This is a genomic window from Enterococcus sp. DIV1767, assembly GCF_050542585.1.
GTDB classification, from domain to species: domain Bacteria; phylum Bacillota; class Bacilli; order Lactobacillales; family Enterococcaceae; genus Enterococcus_D; species Enterococcus_D innesii.
Genome location: NZ_CP172936.1, coordinates 2,044,574 through 2,067,174, shown reverse-complemented (window position 1 = coordinate 2,067,174; position 22,601 = coordinate 2,044,574). Strand labels below are relative to the sequence as shown.

24 protein-coding genes are annotated in these 22,601 nt (G+C 43.2%); all 24 read left to right on the top strand.

What is annotated here, in order from left to right:
- The first annotated feature begins 31 nt into the window (after positions 1-31).
- Positions 32-820 carry a phosphonate ABC transporter ATP-binding protein gene (gene phnC / locus IGI78_RS09930; RefSeq protein WP_430617978.1) on the top strand — a complete coding sequence of 263 codons (789 nt, stop codon included), beginning with the start codon at positions 32-34 and terminating at the stop codon, positions 818-820.
- On the top strand, positions 817-1,599 hold the full coding sequence (gene phnE, locus IGI78_RS09925; protein WP_005235330.1) for a phosphonate ABC transporter, permease protein PhnE: 783 nt from the start codon (positions 817-819) through the stop codon (positions 1,597-1,599). The genes phnC and phnE (IGI78_RS09925) overlap by 4 nt, the downstream gene beginning before the upstream one ends.
- Positions 1,596-2,387 carry a phosphonate ABC transporter, permease protein PhnE gene (gene phnE / locus IGI78_RS09920; RefSeq protein ID WP_081118059.1) on the top strand — a complete coding sequence of 264 codons (792 nt, stop codon included), beginning with the start codon at positions 1,596-1,598 and terminating at the stop codon, positions 2,385-2,387. The genes phnE (IGI78_RS09925) and phnE (IGI78_RS09920) overlap by 4 nt, the downstream gene beginning before the upstream one ends.
- 145 nt (positions 2,388-2,532) lie before the next feature.
- Positions 2,533-3,441 carry a diacylglycerol/lipid kinase family protein gene (locus IGI78_RS09915; RefSeq protein ID WP_144771673.1) on the top strand — a complete coding sequence of 303 codons (909 nt, stop codon included), beginning with the start codon at positions 2,533-2,535 and terminating at the stop codon, positions 3,439-3,441.
- 95 nt (positions 3,442-3,536) lie between these two features.
- Positions 3,537-4,070 (top strand): GNAT family N-acetyltransferase, encoded by a 534-nt coding sequence (locus IGI78_RS09910; protein WP_144771672.1) that lies wholly within the window; start codon positions 3,537-3,539, stop codon positions 4,068-4,070.
- Positions 4,071-4,250: 180 nt separating this feature from the next.
- Positions 4,251-7,073 carry a sigma-54-dependent transcriptional regulator gene (locus IGI78_RS09905; protein ID WP_086292166.1) on the top strand — a complete coding sequence of 941 codons (2,823 nt, stop codon included), beginning with the start codon at positions 4,251-4,253 and terminating at the stop codon, positions 7,071-7,073.
- Between the two features lie 228 nt (positions 7,074-7,301).
- Positions 7,302-7,796, top strand: a complete 495-nt coding sequence (locus IGI78_RS09900) for a PTS system mannose/fructose/N-acetylgalactosamine-transporter subunit IIB (protein WP_026008065.1) — start codon at positions 7,302-7,304, stop codon at positions 7,794-7,796.
- 69 nt (positions 7,797-7,865) lie between these two features.
- Positions 7,866-8,858 carry a mannose/fructose/sorbose PTS transporter subunit IIA gene (locus IGI78_RS09895; protein WP_096741307.1) on the top strand — a complete coding sequence of 331 codons (993 nt, stop codon included), beginning with the start codon at positions 7,866-7,868 and terminating at the stop codon, positions 8,856-8,858.
- 30 nt (positions 8,859-8,888) lie between these two features.
- Positions 8,889-9,692, top strand: coding sequence for a PTS mannose/fructose/sorbose transporter subunit IIC (locus IGI78_RS09890; protein ID WP_081118064.1), 804 nt, complete (start codon positions 8,889-8,891; stop codon positions 9,690-9,692).
- 20 nt (positions 9,693-9,712) lie between these two features.
- A complete protein-coding gene (locus IGI78_RS09885) occupies positions 9,713-10,624 on the top strand; it encodes a PTS system mannose/fructose/sorbose family transporter subunit IID (protein WP_005235347.1) in 912 nt (303 codons plus the stop codon).
- Positions 10,625-10,740: 116 nt separating this feature from the next.
- Positions 10,741-11,106, top strand: a complete 366-nt coding sequence (locus IGI78_RS09880) for a DUF956 family protein (protein ID WP_005235348.1) — start codon at positions 10,741-10,743, stop codon at positions 11,104-11,106.
- A 74-nt stretch (positions 11,107-11,180) separates the two neighbouring features.
- A complete protein-coding gene (locus IGI78_RS09875; protein WP_005225767.1) occupies positions 11,181-11,420 on the top strand; it encodes a GlsB/YeaQ/YmgE family stress response membrane protein in 240 nt (79 codons plus the stop codon).
- Positions 11,421-11,633: 213 nt separating this feature from the next.
- Positions 11,634-12,698: a M24 family metallopeptidase gene (locus IGI78_RS09870; protein WP_086292167.1), complete on the top strand. Its 1,065-nt coding sequence runs from the start codon at positions 11,634-11,636 to the stop codon at positions 12,696-12,698.
- A gap of 209 nt (positions 12,699-12,907) precedes the next feature.
- Positions 12,908-13,333, top strand: a complete 426-nt coding sequence (locus IGI78_RS09865) for an Asp23/Gls24 family envelope stress response protein (RefSeq protein WP_005225770.1) — start codon at positions 12,908-12,910, stop codon at positions 13,331-13,333.
- Positions 13,326-13,790 (top strand): transcription antitermination factor NusB, encoded by a 465-nt coding sequence (gene nusB, locus IGI78_RS09860; RefSeq protein ID WP_005235350.1) that lies wholly within the window; start codon positions 13,326-13,328, stop codon positions 13,788-13,790. The genes IGI78_RS09865 and nusB overlap by 8 nt, the downstream gene beginning before the upstream one ends.
- Positions 13,791-14,084: 294 nt before the next feature.
- On the top strand, positions 14,085-14,936 hold the full coding sequence (locus IGI78_RS09855) for a bifunctional methylenetetrahydrofolate dehydrogenase/methenyltetrahydrofolate cyclohydrolase (protein ID WP_077454331.1): 852 nt from the start codon (positions 14,085-14,087) through the stop codon (positions 14,934-14,936).
- A complete protein-coding gene (gene xseA, locus IGI78_RS09850) occupies positions 14,937-16,289 on the top strand; it encodes an exodeoxyribonuclease VII large subunit (protein WP_430617977.1) in 1,353 nt (450 codons plus the stop codon).
- Positions 16,270-16,491, top strand: coding sequence for an exodeoxyribonuclease VII small subunit (locus tag IGI78_RS09845; protein ID WP_005235356.1), 222 nt, complete (start codon positions 16,270-16,272; stop codon positions 16,489-16,491). Before xseA ends, IGI78_RS09845 begins: the two co-directional genes overlap by 20 nt.
- A complete protein-coding gene (locus IGI78_RS09840; RefSeq protein WP_411415415.1) occupies positions 16,488-17,384 on the top strand; it encodes a polyprenyl synthetase family protein in 897 nt (298 codons plus the stop codon). The genes IGI78_RS09845 and IGI78_RS09840 overlap by 4 nt, the downstream gene beginning before the upstream one ends.
- Positions 17,381-18,202, top strand: a complete 822-nt coding sequence (locus IGI78_RS09835; RefSeq protein WP_086292172.1) for a TlyA family RNA methyltransferase — start codon at positions 17,381-17,383, stop codon at positions 18,200-18,202. Before IGI78_RS09840 ends, IGI78_RS09835 begins: the two co-directional genes overlap by 4 nt.
- Positions 18,203-18,299: 97 nt before the next feature.
- Positions 18,300-18,749 (top strand): arginine repressor, encoded by a 450-nt coding sequence (argR, locus tag IGI78_RS09830; RefSeq protein WP_005235362.1) that lies wholly within the window; start codon positions 18,300-18,302, stop codon positions 18,747-18,749.
- 15 nt (positions 18,750-18,764) lie between these two features.
- The gene (gene recN, locus IGI78_RS09825; protein ID WP_144771665.1) at positions 18,765-20,438 is read left to right on the top strand and encodes a DNA repair protein RecN; all 1,674 of its coding nucleotides are present in this window, start codon (positions 18,765-18,767) and stop codon (positions 20,436-20,438) included.
- Positions 20,439-20,534: 96 nt separating this feature from the next.
- The gene (locus tag IGI78_RS09820; RefSeq protein ID WP_430617976.1) at positions 20,535-21,266 is read left to right on the top strand and encodes an alpha/beta hydrolase; all 732 of its coding nucleotides are present in this window, start codon (positions 20,535-20,537) and stop codon (positions 21,264-21,266) included.
- A gap of 398 nt (positions 21,267-21,664) precedes the next feature.
- Entirely contained in the window at positions 21,665-22,519 is an 855-nt protein-coding gene (locus IGI78_RS09815) for a phosphate ABC transporter substrate-binding protein PstS (RefSeq protein WP_086292174.1), read from the top strand.
- Positions 22,520-22,601 lie beyond the last annotated feature (82 nt).

The following is a 22,601-nucleotide window of genomic DNA, read 5'->3' as shown; positions in this document are numbered from 1 at the left end:
TTTTATCTAATGGAAAGAAAGTAGGAGAATCATGGCTCTAGAGAACGAAACGATTATTTCATTTCAAAATGTGACCAAGCAATACCCCAATGGGGTGTTGGGGTTGAAGGATTTGAACATCGATATCAAAAAAGGAGAATTTGTCATCGTCGTGGGTTTATCCGGTGCAGGCAAATCAACGATGTTGCGCTCCATCAATCGACTGCACGAGATCACAAGTGGCGAGATTTTAATCGATAACAAGTCGATCACAAAAGCAAAAGGAAGAGAGCTACGCTTGATTCGTCGAGACATTGGCATGATTTTCCAAAGCTTCAATTTGGTGAAACGTTCGAGTGTCTTGCGAAACGTCTTAACGGGGCGGGTGGCTTATCATCCCACGATCAAAATGCTGCTGGGTCTGTTTCCGCAAGCGGACAAAGAGTTGGCGTATCACTCACTGCAGCGGGTCAATTTAGCAGAAAAAGTCTATACCCGAGCCGATGAATTGTCTGGCGGTCAGCAGCAGCGGGTTTCGATTGCCCGTGCGTTGACGCAAGAGCCAAAAATTATTTTAGCGGATGAACCGGTTGCATCATTAGATCCATTAACCACTGAAAAAGTCATGAATGACTTAAAACGGATCAATCAAGATCTGGGTATCACTATCGTAGTCAATTTACATTCTGTCCAATTGGCAAGAGAATACGGCACACGGATCATCGGGTTACGAGATGGGGGCTTGGTTTTTGATGGCCCTGTCAGTGAAGCGACCGATCAGCGATTGAAACAGATTTATGGTAGCGAGATCATGGAAGAGCAGGAAGGGGCAGGACAATGACGACAAATACGTTGCCGAAACGCAGCGGACTATGGAAAAATGTTCTGTGGCTCGTCATTTTTTTAGTGGTATTGTTCGTTAGCGGCTCTATTTCTGGCGTTGATTTGGCACGGTTCTTTAGCAACAGCAGTCAAATGAATGTCATTTTACAAAAGATGGCTCATCCTGATTGGGCATATGCCAAAATCATTGTTGAGCCGATTTTGCAAACGATCCAAATGGCGATCATCGGTACAACCTTTGGTGCACTGGCGGCCTTTCCGTTTTCACTTTTAGCAGCACGAAATATCATGACGAATCATTGGATCAGCGGTTGTTTCCGTTTTGTTTTAAATATCATTCGGACAGTACCTGATTTGATGCTGGCGGCTTTATTTGTTGCCATTGTCGGAATCGGTCCCGTAGCCGGGGTGATCTCCATCTCTGTGTTTTCTTTTGGGATGATCACCAAATTGTTTTATGAGTCGATTGAAACGATTGATGAGGGTCCAATCGAAGCGATCACGGCTTCTGGAGGATCGAAGTTTGATATCATCCGCTATGCAGTCGTACCGCAAGTCATGAGCCATTTTCTCAGTTACTTGCTTTATGCCTTTGAGATCAATGTGCGGGCATCGACGATTCTTGGGTATATCGGCGCAGGCGGAATCGGTGTTTTCTTACAACGATCTTTAAGCCAGTTTCGATATGACCAGACGTCGATTATCGTCTTAGTGATTTTTGCAGTTGTTTTGGTGATTGATACCATCAGTAATAGATTAAGGGAGCGATTGTTATGATGTTGCCAGCAGAACCGAAAAAGAAAAAAATACGGAATTGGCTGATCGCAGTAGTCGTTATCTTCCTTTATATTTGGGCTTTCGCTGGTGTACCTTTTGCCGGCGTCAAAGAAAATGTCGGTCAAATTGTCGGCTCGATCTTTTATGGGCTGATCCATCCTGATTGGGGCTATGTTTATACCGGTGATGGCGAAGATTTGATCAGCTTGATGATTGAAACCGTTGCGATCGCCTTTGTGGGTACGTTTTTATCCTCACTATTAAGTATTCCTTTTGCCTTTTGGGCGGCGCGCAGCAAAAACAGCCCTCGCTGGTTATCGGGATTTGGGAAAATCGTGCTGACGGCGATTCGAACGTTTCCAGAAATCGTCTTAGCCATTATGTTTATCAAAACGGTAGGTCCGGGCTCCTTTGCTGGCGTCTTGGCGGTCAGTGTCCATTCCATTGGGATGCTGGCAAAGCTTTACAGTGAAGCGATCGAAAACATGGACCATGGTCCCTCGGAATCCGTCATTAGTGCGGGAGGAAGTCGCTGGGATGTATTAGGCTTTGCGACATTGCCACAACTGATCCCAGAATTTCTATCTTTTACCTTGTATCGATTTGAACTGGCTGTCCGTTCGGCTTCGATCTTAGGGATCGTAGGGGCAGGCGGGATCGGTACACCGATGATCTTTGCTATCAATGCACGTTCATGGAGCCGCGTGGGGATCATTTTATTGGGGATCGTTGTGACGGTCACGATCATTGATTTTATTTCTGGGCGCTTGCGTAAACGATTGGTTTAATAAAATGAAGTGCGTACTCGAAAAAACACAGTCTAAATAGGCTGTGTTTTTTTGCAGCGGAGGAGTGGAGGTTGTTTAAGACAGTTTTTGTGAAACTTGTTATACTGGATTTATAGAAAATGAACCTAAACAAGGAGGCTGTTTTATGAAAGCATTATTGATTGTCAATCCAAGTTCTGGTGGTGAGCAAGCGAAAGAATTTGAGGAAATGGCAGCAGACAAGTTGCGGGAAAGCTTTGCGGAAGTCGTAGTCAAACATACCGAAAAAGAAGGAGATGCCACGCGTTTTGCCTCTGAAGCGGCAGCAGAATTTGACAGTGTCTTCGCAATGGGCGGTGATGGTACCGTCAATGAAGCGGTCAATGGCTTAGCCCCTCATGACAAACGACCAAATTTCGGTTTCTTCCCGCTGGGAACAGTAAATGATTTAGCCAGAGCATTAGCGATTCCACTAGATCCCAAGGAAGCCATCGAATCATTTGCAGTGGATCACACCCGCAAAATCGATATTGGGCAGGTCAATCAAGCTTATTTTACCAATGTGGTGGCGATCGGTATGATTCCGGCAGCGATCAACAATGTGGAAGTTGAAGAAAAAACCAAGCTGGGAAAAATGGCCTATTTTGTTTCTGGTCTACGGGAAGTGCGGAAAAATGAAAGTCATCAGTTTGAAGTGATCGCCGAAAATAATGGCGAAAAAACGACGATCGCTGTGGAAAGTAGTACGATGATCGTTGGGTCATCGAATACGATTGGCGGTTTTGAATCTCTTTTACCTAAAGCGAGTACCGATGACGGAAAATTGCATCTGATCTACTTGAAGGATACGAATCTTTGGGAAACTGTCAAAGGTGTGCCTGAGCTTCTCAAAGGAGTTACGGAATCAAATGATGTTCTTGGTTATCAAACCTTTGATAAAGCTGCGATTCGTTTGGAGGATGGGGCAACGATCGAAACGAATGTCGATGGCGATCCAGGACCTGAGTTACCAATCACAGTACAGGTGCTGCCACAACATCTCACCGTGTATTGCGGCGCTGAAAAAGCCCGCTAAATCATCAATAACTAGGAAATGATCCGTCAAAAGCGGATTGTTTTTTTTCTTTAGAAAGAGTATACTGGAAAAAATTTATTGAAAGAAGGGATTCTATGACGATACGTTCTGCTACGATTGCAGATGCCCAAGCCTTGACAGCAATCTATGCTTATTATGTAGATAATACACCGATTACCTTTGAAACGGAGGTGCCCACGGTTCAAGAATTCGCGGAACGCATCGCCAAGACCTTGAAACGCTACCCGTATCTCGTTGCAGAAGAGGCTGGTGAAATCGTCGGTTATGCCTATGCATCAGCCTATAAAGAACGAGCAGCCTATGATTGGACCGTTGAAGTAACCGTTTATTTAGCCCCAGATGCCAAAGCAAAAGGGCTCGGTACCGCTCTTTACCAAGCGCTTGAGGGGAAATTAAAAGCGCAAAACGTGGTCAATCTGACTGCGTGTATTACAGGAGGCAATCAACAAAGCGAGGCTTTTCATGAGAAACTTGGGTATCGGAAAGTTGCTGATTTTGCGCATGTCGGCTATAAGTTCAATCAATGGCACGATGTGATATGGATGCAAAAAGAACTACAACGATTTCCAGACCAGGTGCCAGCGTTCATTCCTAATGAAAAAGCCTAACGCATCCTGACTTTTGAATATCTTTTTTTGGCAAAATGCTTTATGCTGAAAGTAACAGGTGGAAATTTTTTCTATTGCTACTAAATGCAAAGCATTTTGTTTTTTCTATGTGGAAAAAAGTTGCTTTTTTATAGAAAAATGAGTAAAGTATTCAAGTGGAAAAACAAGGAGGCGAAGCTGTTGGGCAAGCGAATCGAACGTATCTATCAATATATCCTTGAAAACACGCGGAGCGGCTTAGGGGAGAAAAAGGGGTTGTCTACTTCGGAGGTTGCCGATCACTTAGCCATTCAGCGCAGTAATGCCAGTAAAGATTTAAATCAGCTTGTCAAAGAAGGACGCGTTGAAAAAAGTGATTCACGTCCTGTGCGCTATTGGGCAGCAGGTATTGACGCAAGCAGTTCGGAAAAGTATGTCCCAAGCTATAAAGAAAATCGTCCCCAAAGGGAAAAAGCTTTCCCTCAGCGAGTACAAGGAAAACCTTCTGACCGGGATATTTTTGCGACAATCATTGGTGCCAATGGCAGTATGAAAAACGCCGTTGAGCAAGCCAAAGCAGCGATTTTGTATCCGCCAAAGGGGCTAAACTGCTTGATTACAGGTCCTACAGGTTCTGGGAAAACCTACTTTGCCCATGCGATGTTTCAGTTTGCCAAAAGCAATCAGGTGATTGCCGAGGACAAAGAATTGATTGTCTTTAACTGTGCGGACTATGCGAATAATCCGGAACTTTTGATGAGTCATTTGTTTGGTTATGTGCGAGGCGCATTTACGGGTGCCGATCAAGAGAAAATCGGTATTATCGATCAAGCAGATGAAAGTATGCTATTTCTCGATGAGATCCATCGCTTACCACCAGAAGGTCAGGAAATGATCTTTTACTTTATGGATCATGGAACCTTCAGTCGTCTAGGAGAGACAGGCAAAAACCATCAAGCGAATGTCCGAATCGTTGGAGCGACTACGGAAGACCCCAACTCAACACTCTTAGATACCTTCACCCGGCGGATTCCCATTAACATTCAATTGCCTTTCTTTGAAAAACGACCGGCGTCAGAAAAAGTCGACCTTGTTCGGGTATTAGTTGGGCAAGAGGCGACCCGCATCCAACGGACGATCACCTTGACAGAAGATGTGGTCAAAGCACTGATCGGCAGTGTTAGTTTTGGGAATATCGGGCAATTGAAGTCGAACGTGCAACTTGTTTGTGCTCGTGGATTTCTAAACCATATGCAGCAGGATGAAATTGAAATCGATTTATTGGATCTTCCAGAAGGGATCCGTTCAGGGTTGATCGTCTTGGGAAATCGTCGCAATGAGCTGGCAGAGCTTTCAAAGATCCTTGAACCGAAAATTAGTGTTCAGCCGAATCAAAACTTAAACAATATCCAATCAGATTCCTATGAATTGCCTTATAATCTTTACGATATTATCGGCGACAAGGCTGCTTTGCTAAAAGCAGATGGGTTAGACCAAGAGGCGATCAATCATTTTATCTCAACAGATATTAATGTTCACTTAAAGTCTTTTTATAAAGATCACGGGTTTTCCTTTAACTCGGTCAATAAATTAAGTGAATTTGTCGACCAGAAAGTGATCAGTGTAACAAATCAAATCTATGAGATGGTTCGACAACGCTTAAATTACGATTTTCAGCAAAACTTCATCTATGCCATGAGCTTACACATCAGCTCATTTTTGAAAAAAATCCATCTAGGAGAAGAACGACAAACCAATGACAATATTCGTCAGATGGTAGCTGACTATCCGCAAGAGTTTGAAGTCGCCAAAGAAGTCCGCGATTTTATTGGTGATAGTTTCCAAGTGGCGATTCCGGAGAGCGAATCTTATTATTTAGCGGTTCTTCTGGTTTCTCTTAGAACCTCTCATTCCTCTGGGAAAATCGGCGTCGTCGTTGCAGCCCACGGCAACAGCACAGCCAGTAGCATGGTACAAGTGGTCAAACAATTGCTGGAAGTCGATCAAGTTACCGCGGTGGACATGCCATTAGATATGCCACCAGCTGTGGCGTTGAAAAAAATCGTGGATAGTGTGCGTGCTGTCAATGACGGTAGCGGAGTGATCCTGTTAGTCGATATGGGGTCTTTAGCGACCTTTAATAATGAGATCCAGCGGGAAACAGGCGTGGCTGTGCGGACAGTCGACATGGTGACCACCTCCATCGTCCTTGAGACGGTCCGTAAAGCATCGGTTATTGGAACGGACCTCGATCAACTGTATGATTCGTTACGGAAGTTCCGTGGATATGGAGCGGTCACTGTGGAAGAACCAGTGACACAAAACCACCACCCTAAAGCGATCTTAGCGGTCTGTGCTTCAGGAAAAGGAACGGCGCAGCGTATCAAAGAATTGATCCAAAGTTCATTGTCAAAACGGCAAAACCAAAATGTTGAAGTGGTGACCTTATCGGTGGCGGATCTAAGAACGGATTTGGAACAGATTCAACAGCGTTATCGATTGATTGCTGCAACGGGGATCATCGATCCCCATATAGATGCGCCATTTATTTCGCTGGAACGTTTTATTGACCAAGATGTCGATCTTTTGTTAGATGATATCCTATTAGAGAACGATTTGAGTTTTGAAGATGAAGTTCAGCTGGATGACCAACAGGCGAAAGCAATCTGCGTCCAGTATCTAGAAGAAAACTTTACGTATATCAATCCGAAAAAAGTGGTCGATCCTTTATGGAAGTTCAGCCAGGAGATCATTCGTGATCTTGAATTAGGGCAAGCGCAGCAAGGCTTTTTGATCAACTTTGTCATGCATAGTGCAGGTATGCTGGAACGAATCATTTTGCGGCAGCCGTTAACAGTTGGGGAGAAAGAGTTAGAGGCGATGCGTTCGGACCCACTTTACGCACTGCTTCATGTCCATGTCCAGTCGTTTAGTCGTTTGATGAATATTGAGATTCCTGATGCGGAAGAGTATTACTTGATGGAACTCGTAAAGAACCATCGGGAAAAAGAGCAATACCAATAATCATGAAAAATAATACAGATACACTAAAAAAGATACAGTATTTTTAGTGTATCTTTTTTAGTGTATTATTCAAATGCTGATTCTTAAGGTTTTTTCAAGAATAGTGTATCGTAAAAACTTGGCACGCTTCTTGCTTCTATATAAGTGGATACAGGAGGTGATTGAAAAAAGAACAGATCCTCAATATGAAAAGCGGATCGATGGATGTAGGAGGCTTGCACAATGGGAATGGATATACGTCTTGCCCGAATCGACGATCGGTTGATTCATGGTCAGGTCGCCACAGCTTGGTCGAAAATGACTGGTATCAATCGAATCATCGTGGTCAGTGATGAGGTCGCAAATGACCAATTACGGAAGTTTCTCTTGAAAGAAGCTGCTCCACCAGGAATCAAATCCAATGTGGTGACAGTAGCAAAAATGCTTGAGGTGGCGCATAACACATTATTTAATACGCAAAAAGTCATGTTATTATTTACCAACCCTCAAGATGTCGTGACTCTGGTCAAAGGAGGCATTGACATTCGTTCCGTCAATATCGGCGGCATGAGCTTTTCAATGGGAAAACGGATGATCACTAATTTCGTGTCAGTCAATGATCAAGATCTTGCTTCATTGCTTTACTTGCAAAACCAAGGCATTGAAGTGGAGATACGCAAAGTTCCAGCTGATCGTAAAATCTTTTTGAAGGATATTTTGGAAAAAGAAGGTAGTCACCCTTAATTTTTTCGATGTTGTTTTTTCTTTCGTATTCGTGTCACATTTTTCAATTTTGATATAGGAGGTAAAAAGATGGTAGGAATTATCCTAGCAAGTCATGGAGAATTTGCTAACGGCATTTTGCAATCTGGTTCAATGATCTTCGGCGAACAAGAAAATGTTAAAGCTGTTACATTGATGCCAAGTGAAGGTCCAGATGACATCAAGGCAAAAATGCAAGAAGCAATTGCTACATTTGACGATCAAGAAGAAGTATTATTCTTAGTTGATCTTTGGGGTGGTACTCCTTTCAACCAAGCGAACAGCTTGTTTGAAGATCACAAAGACAAATGGGCAATCGTTGCTGGTATGAATTTACCAATGGTGATCGAAGCCTATGCTTCACGTTTTTCAATGAATACAGCGCATGAAATCGCTGCGCATATCGTTGAAACAGCTAAAGAAGGGGTCAAGGTCAAACCAGAAGAGCTTGAACCAGAAGAAGCGGCAGCACCAAAAGCAGTGCAAGACGATCAACCTAAAGGATCACTTCCTCCGGGAACTGTTCTAGGCGATGGCAAAATCAAAATCGTACTTGCACGTGTCGATTCACGTTTGTTGCATGGTCAAGTCGCAACAGCTTGGACAAAATCAGTCAATCCATCTCGGATCATCGTTGTTTCTGACGCGGTGGCAAAAGATGACTTGCGTAAAAAACTGATCGAACAAGCAGCTCCTCCAGGAGTAAAAGCGAACGTCATTCCAGTGGATAAAATGATCGAAGTTTCTAAAGACCCTCGTTTCGGGAATACGAAAGCTTTACTATTATTTGAAAACCCACAAGATGTATTACGCGCTGTTGAAGGTGGCGTTGACATCACTGAAGTGAACGTTGGTTCAATGGCTCACTCTGTTGGGAAAGTTGTTGTAAGTAAAGTATTGTCGATGGGTACAGATGATGTGAAGACATTTGAAGATCTAAAAGAACGCGGCATCAAATTCGATGTGCGTAAAGTACCAAATGACTCTCGAGACAACATGGACGAAATCTTACGCAAAGCCAAAAATGAATTGGCAAATAAATAGAAACGTATTCAACTAAATAGGAGGTCTATCATGACTATTATATCTATGGTATTAGTAGTACTCGTTGCCTTTTTAGCTGGTATGGAAGGGATCTTGGATGAATTCCAATTCCATCAACCGCTAATCGCGTGTACTTTGATCGGTTTAGTGACCGGTAATTTGGAAGCATGTATCATTTTGGGCGGATCATTACAAATGATCGCACTTGGATGGGCAAACATCGGTGCCGCTGTTGCACCTGATGCTGCATTGGCGTCTGTTGCATCTGCAATTATTTTAGTTTTAGGTGGACAAGGAACTGCTGGTGTTGATACAGCGATTGCCGTTGCAATCCCTCTAGCTGTTGCTGGTTTGTTCTTGACAATGATCGTTCGTACATTGGCTGTGCCAATCGTTCACTTTATGGATGCGGCTGCTGAAGAAGGCAACATTCGTAAAATTGAAATGTGGCACGTGATCGCTGTATGTATGCAAGGGGTTCGTATTGCGATTCCTGCAGCTGCATTGTTGGCAATCCCTGCTGCAACTGTTCAAAACTTCTTAGAATCAATGCCTGCATGGTTGACTGATGGTATGGCTATCGGTGGTGGTATGGTTGTTGCCGTTGGTTATGCAATGGTTATCAACATGATGGCAACTCGCGAAGTATGGCCATTCTTTATTATCGGTTTCGTTATCGCAGCTATCTCTGAATTGACATTGATCGCTATCGGTGCCTTGGCAGTAGCAATCGCATTGATCTACTTGAACCTAACTAAAATGGGCGGATCATCAAATGGAGGCGGCGGCAGCAACACTGGCGACCCTCTAGGCGATATCTTGAATGACTATTAGAATCGAAGGAGGAGAAAAAAATGGCAGAAAAAATTCAATTAAATAAAAAAGATCGTTTAGCCGTAGCATGGCGCTCTACCTTCATTCAAGGTTCATGGAACTATGAACGTATGCAAAATGGTGGTTGGGCATTCTCAATGATTCCAGCAATCAAAAAATTATACAAAACAAAAGAAGACCGTGCCGCTGCTTTAAAGCGTCACTTAGAATTCTTTAATACTCACCCATATATCGCATCACCAATCTTAGGTGTAACACTAGCGTTAGAAGAAGAACGTGCCAATGGCGCGCCTGTCGATGACGTAGCGATCCAAGGGGTAAAAGTTGGGATGATGGGTCCTTTAGCCGGTGTCGGTGACCCTGTGTTCTGGTTTACTGTCCGTCCGATGTTAGGTGCATTAGGTGCTTCTCTTGCTTTAGGCGGAAACATCTTAGGCCCAATCATCTTCTTCGTTGCTTGGAACATCATCCGTTGGGCATTTATGTGGTACACACAAGAATTCGGCTACCGTGCTGGTTCTAAAATCACTGATGACCTTTCAGGTGGTTTGCTACAAGATGTAACAAAAGGTGCTTCTATTTTAGGGATGTTCGTATTAGGGTCACTTGTTCAACGTTGGGTATCGATTTCCTTTGCACCAGTTGTCTCAAGCGTACCGCTTGATGAAGGTGCCTATGTCGACTGGGCAAACTTGCCTTCCGGTTCAGCTGGTTTGCAACAAGCCTTCCAACAAGTAGCTGAAGGCCGTGCATTGACTGATACAAAAGTAACAACATTGCAAAACAACTTGGATCAATTGATTCCTGGTTTAGCTGCACTATTGCTTACTTTGTTATGTATGTGGTTATTGAAGAAAAAAGTTTCTCCAATCGTCATTATTATCGGTCTATTCTTAGTCGGTATCGGTGGACACTTGATCGGATTGTTATAATCTTTTCAATGATAGGTGCTTGGGGGAACCCAAGCATCTTTTTATTTATTCGCCAAATATGCCGCAAACACGTATAATAGGTAACAATAAGACGATATAGAATGGAGTAAGCGCAAATGGTACAATCCCTTAATACAAAAGTTGATTTGACGATCGATGCTACGTCTTTTTTAGGTATCAATGAATACGGCAAAATCATGATCGGCGATAATGCCTTTGAGTTTTACAATGATCGTGACAAACGCAAGTTTATTCAAATTCCTTGGGAAGACGTCGACTATGTGATCGCTTCGGTCTTGTTCAAAGGACGTTGGATCCCACGTTATGCGATTCGGACCAAAAAGAATGGGACGTATACCTTCTCATCAAAAGAACCAAAAAAAGTTCTGCGGGCAATTCGCGAATACGTTGACCCAGATCATATGGTTCATTCTCTTGGCTTTTTCGATATCTTGAAACGGGCAATTACCCGTAGAAAATAACAAGAGAGCATATGTTTTTCCAATTGATTCTCAATGTGTTACCCTTTTTATAAGAAAGTTTAGGAGGGGTTATTATGCACTTTTTATGGACATTGATCGTGGGAGCGGTCATCGGGTCGATCGGCGGTGCTATCGCAGGAGAAAAACGCGGTTGCATTTTTGATATCGTGGCAGGACTTGTGGGCGCATCAATCGGACAAGGCTTATTCGGCACTTGGGGACCACAAGTGGCAGGAATGGCAATCGTGCCGGCAATCATTGGCGCAGTCATTTTCGTGGCTGTCGTATCGTTCTTTTTGGGACGGAAAAGATAATTATCAAAGAAGCAATCCATCGACTGGGTTGCTTTTTTTTGCATTGAAGCTATCTAGAAGAGAATAACGAGAGAGTAAACTAGAGTCTTTTTAAAATACCATTCTTTTCATTCGTATTGTTTGATTTTTTAGAAAACTTTTCGCTTACTTTCCGCTTTTTCTGGAAGTTTGTTATAATACTATCGTATAGAAAAAGAAAGTAGGGAACGATACATGTTAAGAGTCGAAAAATTACGCGAAGCAATGAGAAAAGATTCGATTGATGGGTTCTTGATCACCAGCCCATACAATTTGCGTTACTTGACAAACTTTACTGGGACAACTGGTTTAGCAGTCATTACGTTAGACAAAGCCTTTTTTGTAACAGATTTTCGTTATACAGAACAAGCAGCTGCTCAAGCCCAAGGATTTGAGATCGTAAAAAATAGCGGGCCGATTTTTGAAGAAGTTGCAACCATCTGCCAGAATGAAGAAATCAATGTCTTAGCATTTGAAGAAAGTTTCGTCAGCTTTGCTGAATACTCCGTCTTAGAAGACTTGATCGAGGAATCATCACTAGCCCCTGTATCGGGGATGATCGAGGCTTTGCGGGAAGTCAAAGATGAGGAAGAGATCGCATTGATCCAACAAGCCTGCCATATCGCCGATCAAGGATTTGAACATATTTTGAAAATGATCCGCCCAGGAATGACGGAAATCGAAGTGGCGAATCAGTTAGATTTCTTTATGCGTTCATTAGGTGCCACAAGCGTATCTTTTGAAACGATCGTGGCTAGTGGTCTGCGTTCAGCAATGCCCCATGGAGTTGCCAGTGAAAAAGTGATTGAACAAGGTGATCTGATCACGTTAGACTTTGGCTGTTACTATCAAGGCTACGTGTCTGATATGACTAGAACCTTTGCAGTAGGCGATCCTGGCGATAAATTGAAAGAAATCTATCAAATCGTACTAGAAGCACAAGAAAAAGTTTTGGCAGCAGCAAAACCTGGAATGACCGGAATTGAACTAGATGCGATCGCCCGGGATCACATTGCTTCCTTTGGCTACGGAGATGCCTTTGGCCATTCAACAGGTCATGGGATTGGTTTAGAGATCCACGAAGGACCAAATGTATCCTTCCGCGCTGATAAAGCATTTGTTGTCGGAAACGTCATTACAGATGAACCAGGAATCTATCTTCCAGGAATTGGCGGCGTTCGTATCGAAGATGATCTTTTGATCACCGAAACGGGCAATAAAGTGTTGACACATTCACCGAAAGAGTTGATCATTCTCTGATTCATCGACCTTGTTTTTCAGAAAATTCATTGAGAATAGTGGGTTATTATAGATTCTCAGTGCAGAAAATGATAAACTTAGAGCGAGAAGAAACACTGTGCCATGGATGTTATCGATTGAATCAAGCGTTGGTTTGCTTCAAACGGAAAAAACGAGCGATTTTTTTACAAACAATACGGTACAGCTGTTTAGAATGGAGGCAAAAACGTATGAATGAAGATAAAAACCTTGTATTAAATGCAAGTCCTGAATTAGGCGAGATCGTCATCGCGCCAGAAGTGATCGAGATCATTATTGGGATCGCTGCTTCTAAAGTGGAAGGTGTCTATGGGATGCGAGGAACACTGGCAAACAGTGTCACTGAATTATTAGGTCGCGCAGCTCATGGCAAAGGGGTCTACTTAACGATCGATGAAACAGGGATCAAAGTGGATATCTACTGCTATATCACTTATGGGATGTCAGTGCCTAAAGTGGCAATGGAGATCCAAGAACGGGTCAAACAGCAAGTCTTATTTATGACAGATGTGCAACTGGCTGAAGTAAATGTTCATGTTGTGGCAGTCGTGCCAGAAAAAGTAGATTTACCAGACATCGAAGAATTATTTGGAAACGACGAGGAAGAAAATGAGTAAAGAATTATCACGGCATGAAATACGGAAAATGGCGTTACAAGCTTTATTTCCACTAGACTTTAACAAAGATTTAACGAAACAAGATGCCATCATGCATGCCATCGAGTTGGAACACCATGAATTGATTGATGAAGAACAAGAGCATTTTGTGCCTGTTTATTTAGATCAATTAGTGGCAGGTGTTTGTCATTACAAAGAAGCTTTGGATGAAGTCATTCAAAGTCATTTAAAAGCCGGTTGGAAAATCCAGCGTTTATCAAAAATGGACGTGACGATTTTACGAATTGCTTTGTATGAAATGATCTATGTGGATAATGTGCCGAATCGTGTGGCATTGAATGAAGCGATCGAATTAGCGAAAACTTTTAGTGACGATCAGTCAAGAAAGTTTGTCAACGGTATTTTATCGACAGTCAATCAAGAGCTAGAAACAAAAAACAACCAAGTAAGTGAGTAATTTTCAGCCCTAACCATATCGATCAAAAGAGCACAGCCTTTTTTTCGATCGAGTCAGAAACCGAACGATTTATGAGCAACCGCCTTGTTTTGACGGTCTTGCTTGATCGTTCGGTTTTTTCGCACATACTTTGTCGGTTTCCCCTCGTATTTTCCGAAAAAAGGGAGCGTTAGACGGTGTTTTTCTTTTCAGAAAATGCTATGATAGAACACATGAAGAAGCAGATCGACAAACGATTGGTGCGTTTCTTTTTACAAACTAAGTCAGTATAATCAGGTTGGAGGAGTTGTCAGAATGGGTACATTGATCAATGGAAAAGAATTGGCTGAAAAAATGCAAGCAGCGTTTCTTTCAGAGACAGCATCACTAAAAGAGCAAGGTGTGACACCGGGATTAGTTGTTTTGCTTGTTGGAGAAGACAAAGCAAGTCAGACTTATGTGAAAAATAAAGAACTAGCTGCGGCGAAAATCGGCATCAATTCCCGTGTTGCCCGCTATCCTGAATCCATTACCGAGGCAGAATTATTAGCAGAAATCGAACAGTTCAATAACGATGACGCCTTTCATGGCATTTTGGTTCAACTTCCTTTGCCAAAACATATCAATGAAGAAAAAGTACTGTTAGCCATCAAACCAGAAAAAGATGTCGACGGCTTTCATCCAATCAATTTAGGAAAATTATTTGCCGGTGTACCTGACCGAATTCCTTGTACCCCTTATGGCATCATGAAAATGTTTGCTGCGTATGGGATCGAATTGGAAGGGAAAAATGCCTTAGTGATCGGTCGCAGCAACATTGTCGGAAAACCAATGGCGCACTTGCTCTTAGGGGCAAATGCCACTGTGACCATCGCTCATTCAAAAACCAAAAATCTGCCTGAGTTAGCGAAGCAAGCGGACATTTTAGTCGTGGCGATCGGCCGCGGTCATTTTGTCACAAAAGACTTCGTAAAAGAAGGGGCTGTGGTGATCGATGTAGGAATGAATCGGGATGCCAATGGCAAGTTGATCGGTGATGTCAAATTTGATGAAGTTGAACCGATCGCTAGCTATATCACCCCAGTACCTAGAGGTGTAGGACCAATGACGATCACGATGTTGATGGCCCAAACGATCGAGGCAGCAAAGGAGACAATGAAAAACTAAATGGCGCAAGAATATTTAACGGTGACCGCATTAACAAAATATATCAAGCGTAAGTTTGACGTCGATCCGTATCTAGAGCGGGTTTATTTGACGGGGGAGATCTCTAATTTTCGTCGTCGCCCCAATCACCAATACTTTAGTTTGAAAGATGATGGAGCAAAAATTTCGACCGTCATGTTCAAAGGCGCTTTTGACAAGCTGCGCTTTCAACCAGAAGAGGGCATGAAAGTCATGGCGGTCGGACGTATCACTTTGTATGAGGCAAGCGGAAATTACCAGATGGTGATCGATCACATGGAACCAGACGGTGTCGGTGCTCTTTATCAAGCCTATGAACAATTAAAGCAGAAATTGGCAGGGGAAGGATTATTTTCTGCACCGAAGCAGTCATTGCCGAAATACCCGAAACGCATCGCAGTCTTGACCAGTCCTAGTGGGGCGGTGATCAGAGATATCATCACGACGACCCAGCGGCGTTACCCCATTGCTCAGATCGTTTTGTACCCAACCGTGGTACAAGGCAACAAAGCTGCGGATGATGTGGTGAAAAATATCCAACGAGTCGAAGCCGATGGGACCTTTGATACTATGATCATCGGACGTGGGGGTGGATCGATCGAAGACCTCTGGCCTTTCAATGAAGAACGAGTGGCAAGAGCCATTTTTGATGCAAAAACCTCCATTATTTCTTCAGTGGGGCATGAAACCGATACGACGATTGCCGATTTAGTGGCGGATGTGCGGGCGGCAACCCCGACCGCCGCTGCCGAATTAGCGGTGCCAGTGCTGTCGGAGGAGATTTTGCGGATCGAAGAAAGACAAGCCCGATTAGAGCAAGCATTTATGCACCAGATCCAGTACAAACAAGAGCGATATCAGCGAGTGATTGGATCGTATGTTTTTCGTCAACCAGAGCGCTTGTATGAGGCACAGTCGATCAAACTCGATCAGTTGCAGCAGCGGATGCAGCAAGGCTTACAAACTTTGCTTTATGACAAGGATCGCCATGCACAGCAATTGATTTCACGGTTGGCACAACAACAACCAAAAGCGCGATTACAAGCCAGCAACCAAGAGGTCAGTTATCTTTCCCAACGCTTAACCAAAGCCATGAAAGATATCTATGCAGCAAAAGAAAATCAATTTGCAAATGCAGTCCAATCCCTTGATTTGCTAAGCCCACTAAAAATCATGGGTCGGGGCTACAGCTATACCACGAAAAATGAGCAGGTGATCAAATCGATTGATGCGATCGAGCCAGAAGATCAGTTGACGATCCATTACCAAGATGGCCAAGCACTTGTCGAAGTTATTAGTACAGAAGGAGTTAATCATGGCAAATCCAACATTTGAAGAATCATTACAAGAATTAGAACAAATCGTAACCCGTTTGGAACAAGGCGATGTTCCATTGGAAGAAGCGTTAGATGCTTTTCAAAAAGGCATGGTTTTGAGCAAGCAATGCAAGGATACTTTGAGTAAAGCGGAAAAGTCCTTAACAAAAATGATGACTGAATCCAACGAAGAAGTGCCTTTTGAAGAGGAAAACCAATGAGTGCCTTAACCGAATTCACAAAAGCGCACGCCTCTTTGATTGAAGAAGTCATGGAACGCTTTGTCAAAGAACACACCTCTGATCAACGATTGTTTGAAAGCATGCAGTATTCGATCCAAGCCGGCGGCAAACGCATTCGTCCGCTTTTATTGGCTGCAACAGTCGCCGCTTTTCACAAACCAATCAATACCGCGGTGTACCAGTGTGCGGCAGCCTTAGAAATGGTGCATACCTATTCGCTGATCCATGACGATCTGCCTGCTATGGACAACGATGATCTGCGCCGAGGCAAACCCACCAACCATAAGGTTTTTGGTGAAGCTTTAGCGATTTTAGCTGGAGATGGTCTTTTGACGGCTGCATTTCAATTAGTCGCTATGGCGGAAATCGAAGCCAATCAAAAAGTCTTGCTGCTGCAGCAATTGAGTAAAGCGGCGGGAACACAAGGCATGGTCGCCGGCCAAGCAGCTGATATTCAAGGGGAAAACCAAGCCCTTAGTCTGGAGGAACTGATGTCTGTTCACGAACGGAAAACCGGCGAATTGATTCGCTTTGCGGTGATTGCCGGAGGTGTCTTAGCCGACCAGACGGAAGAAGTTCTGCAAGAATTGGATCGCTTTGCCCAGCATATTGGGTTAGCCTTTCAAATTCGCGATGATCTGTTGGATGCTACTAGCACGACCGAAGAGCTAGGAAAAGTTGTCCGTCGAGATGACGAGTTGGCGAAAAGTACCTATCCTGCTTTGCTTGGCTTAGCAGGGGCGCAACAAGCGTTGACAGAGGAATTATCCAAGGCTAAAGAAATTCTGGCGCAATTAAGTCAATACGGTCAATTTACGCCGGATGTTTTATTGGCATTTGTGGAACGATTTGAGATTCGAGGGAACGCATGAAGAAAGAACGAGTAGATGTTTTAGCTGTCCAGCAAGGCCTGTTTGAGACTCGCGAGCAAGCCAAACGAGGAGTGATGGCTGGATTGGTTTACAAAGAAAAAAATAATGAACGACTTGATAAACCGGGAGAAAAAATTGCTGCAGATACACTGTTACAGATCAAAGGCAAGAAGCTGCCGTATGTTTCTCGTGGTGGTCTCAAGTTAGAAAAAGCGCTCAAAGTCTTTGATTTTGACGTAACCGATAAAATCATGTTAGATATCGGCGCTTCCACCGGCGGTTTTACTGATGCAGCGTTGCAAAATGGTGCCAAAAAAAGCTATGCACTGGATGTCGGATACAATCAGTTAGCCTGGAAGCTGCGGCAAGATGAGCGAGTGATCGTAATGGAACGGGTCAACTTCCGTTATGCAAAACCAACTGATTTTTTAGACGGTCTTCCTGATGCCGCTACGATCGATGTTTCTTTTATTTCACTTAAACTGATTTTACCCCCGCTGTATGATATTTTGGTAGCGGGCGGCGAAGTGATGGCGCTAATCAAGCCCCAGTTTGAAGCAGGTAAAGAAGCGGTGGGGAAAAACGGGATCGTACGTGATCCCAAAACCCATGAACGAGTGTTGGAGGAAGTACTCACCTTTGCGCAAGAAACAAAATTTGATGTATTAAATCTAAGTTTTTCACCCATCACTGGCGGCGAAGGGAATATCGAGTTTATCGTACATTTAAAGAAAAGCCTACAAGAAGGTACCGCAGCAGGGATCGATATCCCGAAAGTTGTTGCATCAGCACATGAGACCTTTCATCAACCAAAATAAAGAATGGAAGAGAGTGGACATTTTACTTGTCGGCTCTCTTTCTTTCTTGCGCAAAATAGGATAAAATTAGTAGGAATTCATTCAGGAGGAACAAGAGATGAGAAAAAAAGAACGGCATCGCTTGATTACACGATTGTTAAGTGAACAAGATATTCAGAAACAAGAAGATTTTGTGGAGTTGTTAAAAGATCGCGGCGTCTCAGTTACACAAGCAACTATATCAAGAGATATCAAGGAATTGAAGTTAGTGAAAGTTCCTTCCCAAAAAGGCGGCTATCGCTACAGTATCCCACAAGAGACAACGGAAGACGTGAGTGGTAAACTAGATAAAATCCTAAAAACGGCTTTTGTTTCTGTCGATCGAATGGACAAATTCGTGATCCTGCGCACACTGCCCGGCAATGCCTCGGCTTTGGCGAATTTAATCGATAAACGTTATGCCAAGGAATTATTTGGCACGTTAAACGATGATGACAACGTCTTGATGATCACTAGAACAGAAGCAGATACCGAGAATCTATTCAGGGATTTCCAACGTTACGTTTAGAAGAGGAGGCAAGGGATGCTTTTAGAATTGTCGATCCAAAATTTTGCGATTATTTCCAACTTACACTTATCTTTCCATGAGGGAATGACGGCACTGACAGGTGAGACAGGTGCCGGGAAATCAATTATTATCGATGCGATGGGTTTGCTAGCAGGCGGTAGAGGTTCCAGCGACTATTTGCGTCAAGGAGCAGAGAAATGTCGTTTAGAAGGGATCTTCGAATGGCCGAATCAGCAGGAGTTCAAAGAGTTGACCGCAGATTTAGGTATTGATGAAGAAGAAGTTTTGATCGTACAACGAGATATCTCTCAATCGGGGAAAAATATTTGTCGTGTCAATGGTCGAACCGTTACCTTGTCGGTTTTGCGTCAAATCGGTTTATTCTTAGTCGATATCCAAGGACAAAATGAGCATCAAGAGCTGCTGCAACCGGAAAAACATTTGGCATTGATGGATGGATTTGGGGATGATAGCTTTAAAGCGGAACTTGCGGACTACCGTCAAGCCTATCAAAGCTATCGCTCCTTAGAAAAACATGTCCGAACCATTCAAGAAAATGAACAGCTCTATGTGCAGCGAATGGACATGCTGCGCTTTCAACAAGAAGAGATTGCCCAAGCCGAATTGATGGAAAATGAAGAAGAACTGCTGATCGACGAACGGGAAAAACTCACGAACTATCAAAAAATCGTGGATGCCTTGGGACAAAGCTATGGTGCTCTATCAGCTGAGGAAGTCAATAGTTTAGATGGGGTTAGTGTGGCATTGTCAGAGATCCAGTCGATCGCCCATCTTGATCCTGCGTATGAAAAAATCAGTGAAGCGATCCAAAGCGCGTATTACTTGTTACAAGATGCAGCCACCGATATTTCGCGACAAGTCGACAACCTTGAATTAGATGAAGGCCGACTGGAAGAAGTCATTTCACGGCTGGAAACGATTCGTCAATTGAAGCGCAAATATGGGGAGTCGATTCCTGTGATCCTAGCTTATTATGATGAGATCAGTAAAGAAATCAGCGAATCAGCCTATACAGAAGGTCAGTTGGAGCAATTAGAAGAAGAGCTTGCCCAAAAAGCTGAAGCTGTTTGGCAGTTGGCGGAAGCCTTGCACGTCAAACGACGTGAATTGGCTCATCGTTTAGAAAAAGAAATCGTTCAAGAGTTAAAAGAGCTGTATATGGAACACGCGCAGTTTGAAGTACGGTTCGCACCTGGCTCAAAACAATTGAGTAGCAGCGGCTTTGATACTGTGGAGTTTTATCTGACCACCAACCCCGGTGAAGGCATGAAGCCGTTAGTGCGGGTTGCTTCTGGGGGAGAACTTTCACGGATCTTACTGGCTCTCAAATCAATTTTCTCTCGGAAACAAGGAATCACCAGCATTGTCTTTGATGAAGTGGATACTGGGGTTAGTGGCCGAGTAGCTCAGGCGATCGCCGAAAAAATCGCCAAGATCGCAGCCAATTCGCAAGTTTTGTGTATCACTCACTTGCCGCAAGTAGCTGCTGTAGCGGATAATCAATATTTTATTGAAAAAGCAATTCAAGAAGGACGGACGGAAACCCATGTCCGTAAACTATCTAAAGAAGAACGAGTGGCAGAGATTGCCCGTATGCTCTCAGGTGCAGAAATCACCGATTTAACGATCGAACATGCACGAGAACTATTGGCACTGGCACACCGATAAAAATTGGGAAACATTCGTAAAAAGAGTCAGGAGATGATGGACCCGTAAGTTTCGTCTGTCATCCTTTCCTGATCTTCTTTTTTGCAGGAGGATATGATGAGAAAAAGAACAAAAGTTTTGATCGGTGTATTGATCACCGTTGTTATTTTAACTATTGCCGGTTGGGTCGGTTGGCAACAACTCCATTACCCAGCAGTGGATGCTGCAGTTACAGCTGCGAAAGAGGCAGATGATGAGAGAAATGTCCTTTATTTTGCTGGAGATGAAGAAAAGCCATTGGTTATTTTCTATCCTGGTGCGCTTGTCGATGCGGAAAGCTATAGTGTATGGGCAGCAGGTTTAGCGGAAAAAGGCTATCCTGTCGCGATCGTTAAAATGCCCTTTAACATGGCTGTTTTAGCAGGCAATCGTGCAGAAGCGGTTTTGAAAGAAATTCCCCATGACTCCTATGTGATAGGTGGTCATTCATTAGGTGGCGTCATGGCAAGCCGTTTTGCAGCGAATCAGTTGGCCGCAAATGACAAGGATTTAAAAGGGGTCTTTTTCTTTGCAAGTTATCCCGATGAAAAAGGTTCGTTAGCTGATCAATCGATTTCTGTGTTGTCACTATCAGGTAGTCAAGATCAAGTAGTAAATCAAGAAAATTGGCAAGCCGCCCGCAGCTTCCTACCAGATTCGACCATTTTCGAAACAATTGAAGGCGGCAATCATGCTGGCTTTGGTACTTATGGGTTACAAAAAGGAGAGGCAGCTGCTGATTTATCAAATGAAGCACAGCAAAAAGCCATCATTGAGCAGATGGCATCATGGTTAAGTGAATTAGAGTAAAAAAGACGGCAGAAGATGCATAGAAATGCTTCTTTCTGCCGTTTCGATTCAACAGACATTTTGGGGAAATGTTGATGAAATCGTGAAAACGCTGAACATAACAACATATTGTACTTGATTGGGGAAGCAAGATTAATAATTATGTTCTTTTAAAATACGTTTCCTCTCACAGTATAGCATAGTACACGTTCATGATGCACGTAATTTAATTAAGAAATCCTGTCATTTTATTTACAAAACAGTTATTTTGTAAAAGAAAAAAAGCGTTTTAAATAAACGGACAATCGTAGTCCCAGAAAAAAAAGCAAATAATAATTTTCATTGATTTCAACTAATGGTAAAATGAAAATAATTGATTTTTACAATCAATGACTTTCGAAAGTACAAGGAGCGTTATGATGAAAAAATTAAAACTTCTAAGTCCTATCATCGGATTGGTTATTTTACTCTCAGGATGTGCAAGCTGGGCAGATCGAGGAGAATCGATCACAGCAGTCGGGTCTTCTGCCTTGCAGCCACTCGTAGAAACAGTTGCGGAAGAATTTCAAAATTCAAATCCGGGACGGTTCATTAATGTCCAGGGGGGCGGAAGTGGAACCGGATTAAGTCAAGTCCAAGCAGGCGCAGTCGATATCGGGAATTCTGATTTGTTTGCAGAAGAAAAGCCGGGAATCGATGCGGATGCCCTCGTTGACCACCGGGTCGCAACGGTGGGTATCACACCGATCGTTAACAAAGGGGTCGGAATCACAGATATCTCTACAGAAGATTTAAAAAATATCTTCCTAGGAAAGATCACCAATTGGAGCGAAGTCGGCGGCAATGATCTACCCATTGTTTTATTGAACCGGGCGACCGGTAGTGGTACGAGAAGCACGTTTGAAAAATGGATCATGGATGGTGAAACAGCAATTCCTTCCCAAGAGCAAGATTCTAGTGGGATGGTTCGCTCGATCGTTTCTGATACACCAGGGGCTATTAGCTACGTTGCATTTTCTTATGTGACCGATGAAGTCAATGTCCTTTCAATTGATGGTGTTGAACCTACGATTGAAAATGTGACGACGAATGATTGGAAAGTTTGGGCGTATGAGCATATGTATACAAAAGGAGAACCAACCGGATTAACTGCTGAGTTTTTAGAATATATGCTTTCTGACGAAGTCCAAGAGCATATCGTTGGCGATCTAGGCTATATTCCAATCTCGATCATGCAGGTGGAAAGAGACTGGGAAGGCAACATTGTCGAATAATCTTTACACAAAATTTACACAAGCTTTAACAGAAATTGATGTTGAACCGATAAACTAATGTTTATGAGTTTAGTTTGATTTT

What these genes read in the sequence shown, in the direction of transcription:
- IGI78_RS09910 (WP_144771672.1), top strand. Translation starts at nt 3,537, where the DNA reads ATGACGATACGTTCTGCTACGATTGCAGATGCCCAAGCCTTGACAGCA.
- xseA (WP_430617977.1), top strand. Translation starts at nt 14,937, where the DNA reads ATGGCGCAAGAATATTTAACGGTGACCGCATTAACAAAATATATCAAG.
- IGI78_RS09900 (WP_026008065.1), top strand. Translation starts at nt 7,302, where the DNA reads ATGGATATACGTCTTGCCCGAATCGACGATCGGTTGATTCATGGTCAG.
- phnC (WP_430617978.1), top strand. Translation starts at nt 32, where the DNA reads ATGGCTCTAGAGAACGAAACGATTATTTCATTTCAAAATGTGACCAAG.
- IGI78_RS09820 (WP_430617976.1), top strand. Translation starts at nt 20,535, where the DNA reads ATGAGAAAAAGAACAAAAGTTTTGATCGGTGTATTGATCACCGTTGTT.
- IGI78_RS09835 (WP_086292172.1), top strand. Translation starts at nt 17,381, where the DNA reads ATGAAGAAAGAACGAGTAGATGTTTTAGCTGTCCAGCAAGGCCTGTTT.
- IGI78_RS09875 (WP_005225767.1), top strand. Translation starts at nt 11,181, where the DNA reads ATGCACTTTTTATGGACATTGATCGTGGGAGCGGTCATCGGGTCGATC.
- phnE (WP_081118059.1), top strand. Translation starts at nt 1,596, where the DNA reads ATGATGTTGCCAGCAGAACCGAAAAAGAAAAAAATACGGAATTGGCTG.
- nusB (WP_005235350.1), top strand. Translation starts at nt 13,326, where the DNA reads ATGAGTAAAGAATTATCACGGCATGAAATACGGAAAATGGCGTTACAA.
- IGI78_RS09915 (WP_144771673.1), top strand. Translation starts at nt 2,533, where the DNA reads ATGAAAGCATTATTGATTGTCAATCCAAGTTCTGGTGGTGAGCAAGCG.
- recN (WP_144771665.1), top strand. Translation starts at nt 18,765, where the DNA reads ATGCTTTTAGAATTGTCGATCCAAAATTTTGCGATTATTTCCAACTTA.
- IGI78_RS09855 (WP_077454331.1), top strand. Translation starts at nt 14,085, where the DNA reads ATGGGTACATTGATCAATGGAAAAGAATTGGCTGAAAAAATGCAAGCA.
- argR (WP_005235362.1), top strand. Translation starts at nt 18,300, where the DNA reads ATGAGAAAAAAAGAACGGCATCGCTTGATTACACGATTGTTAAGTGAA.
- IGI78_RS09890 (WP_081118064.1), top strand. Translation starts at nt 8,889, where the DNA reads ATGACTATTATATCTATGGTATTAGTAGTACTCGTTGCCTTTTTAGCT.
- IGI78_RS09815 (WP_086292174.1), top strand. Translation starts at nt 21,665, where the DNA reads ATGAAAAAATTAAAACTTCTAAGTCCTATCATCGGATTGGTTATTTTA.
- IGI78_RS09895 (WP_096741307.1), top strand. Translation starts at nt 7,866, where the DNA reads ATGGTAGGAATTATCCTAGCAAGTCATGGAGAATTTGCTAACGGCATT.
- IGI78_RS09870 (WP_086292167.1), top strand. Translation starts at nt 11,634, where the DNA reads ATGTTAAGAGTCGAAAAATTACGCGAAGCAATGAGAAAAGATTCGATT.
- IGI78_RS09845 (WP_005235356.1), top strand. Translation starts at nt 16,270, where the DNA reads ATGGCAAATCCAACATTTGAAGAATCATTACAAGAATTAGAACAAATC.
- IGI78_RS09885 (WP_005235347.1), top strand. Translation starts at nt 9,713, where the DNA reads ATGGCAGAAAAAATTCAATTAAATAAAAAAGATCGTTTAGCCGTAGCA.
- IGI78_RS09840 (WP_411415415.1), top strand. Translation starts at nt 16,488, where the DNA reads ATGAGTGCCTTAACCGAATTCACAAAAGCGCACGCCTCTTTGATTGAA.
- IGI78_RS09865 (WP_005225770.1), top strand. Translation starts at nt 12,908, where the DNA reads ATGAATGAAGATAAAAACCTTGTATTAAATGCAAGTCCTGAATTAGGC.
- phnE (WP_005235330.1), top strand. Translation starts at nt 817, where the DNA reads ATGACGACAAATACGTTGCCGAAACGCAGCGGACTATGGAAAAATGTT.
- IGI78_RS09880 (WP_005235348.1), top strand. Translation starts at nt 10,741, where the DNA reads ATGGTACAATCCCTTAATACAAAAGTTGATTTGACGATCGATGCTACG.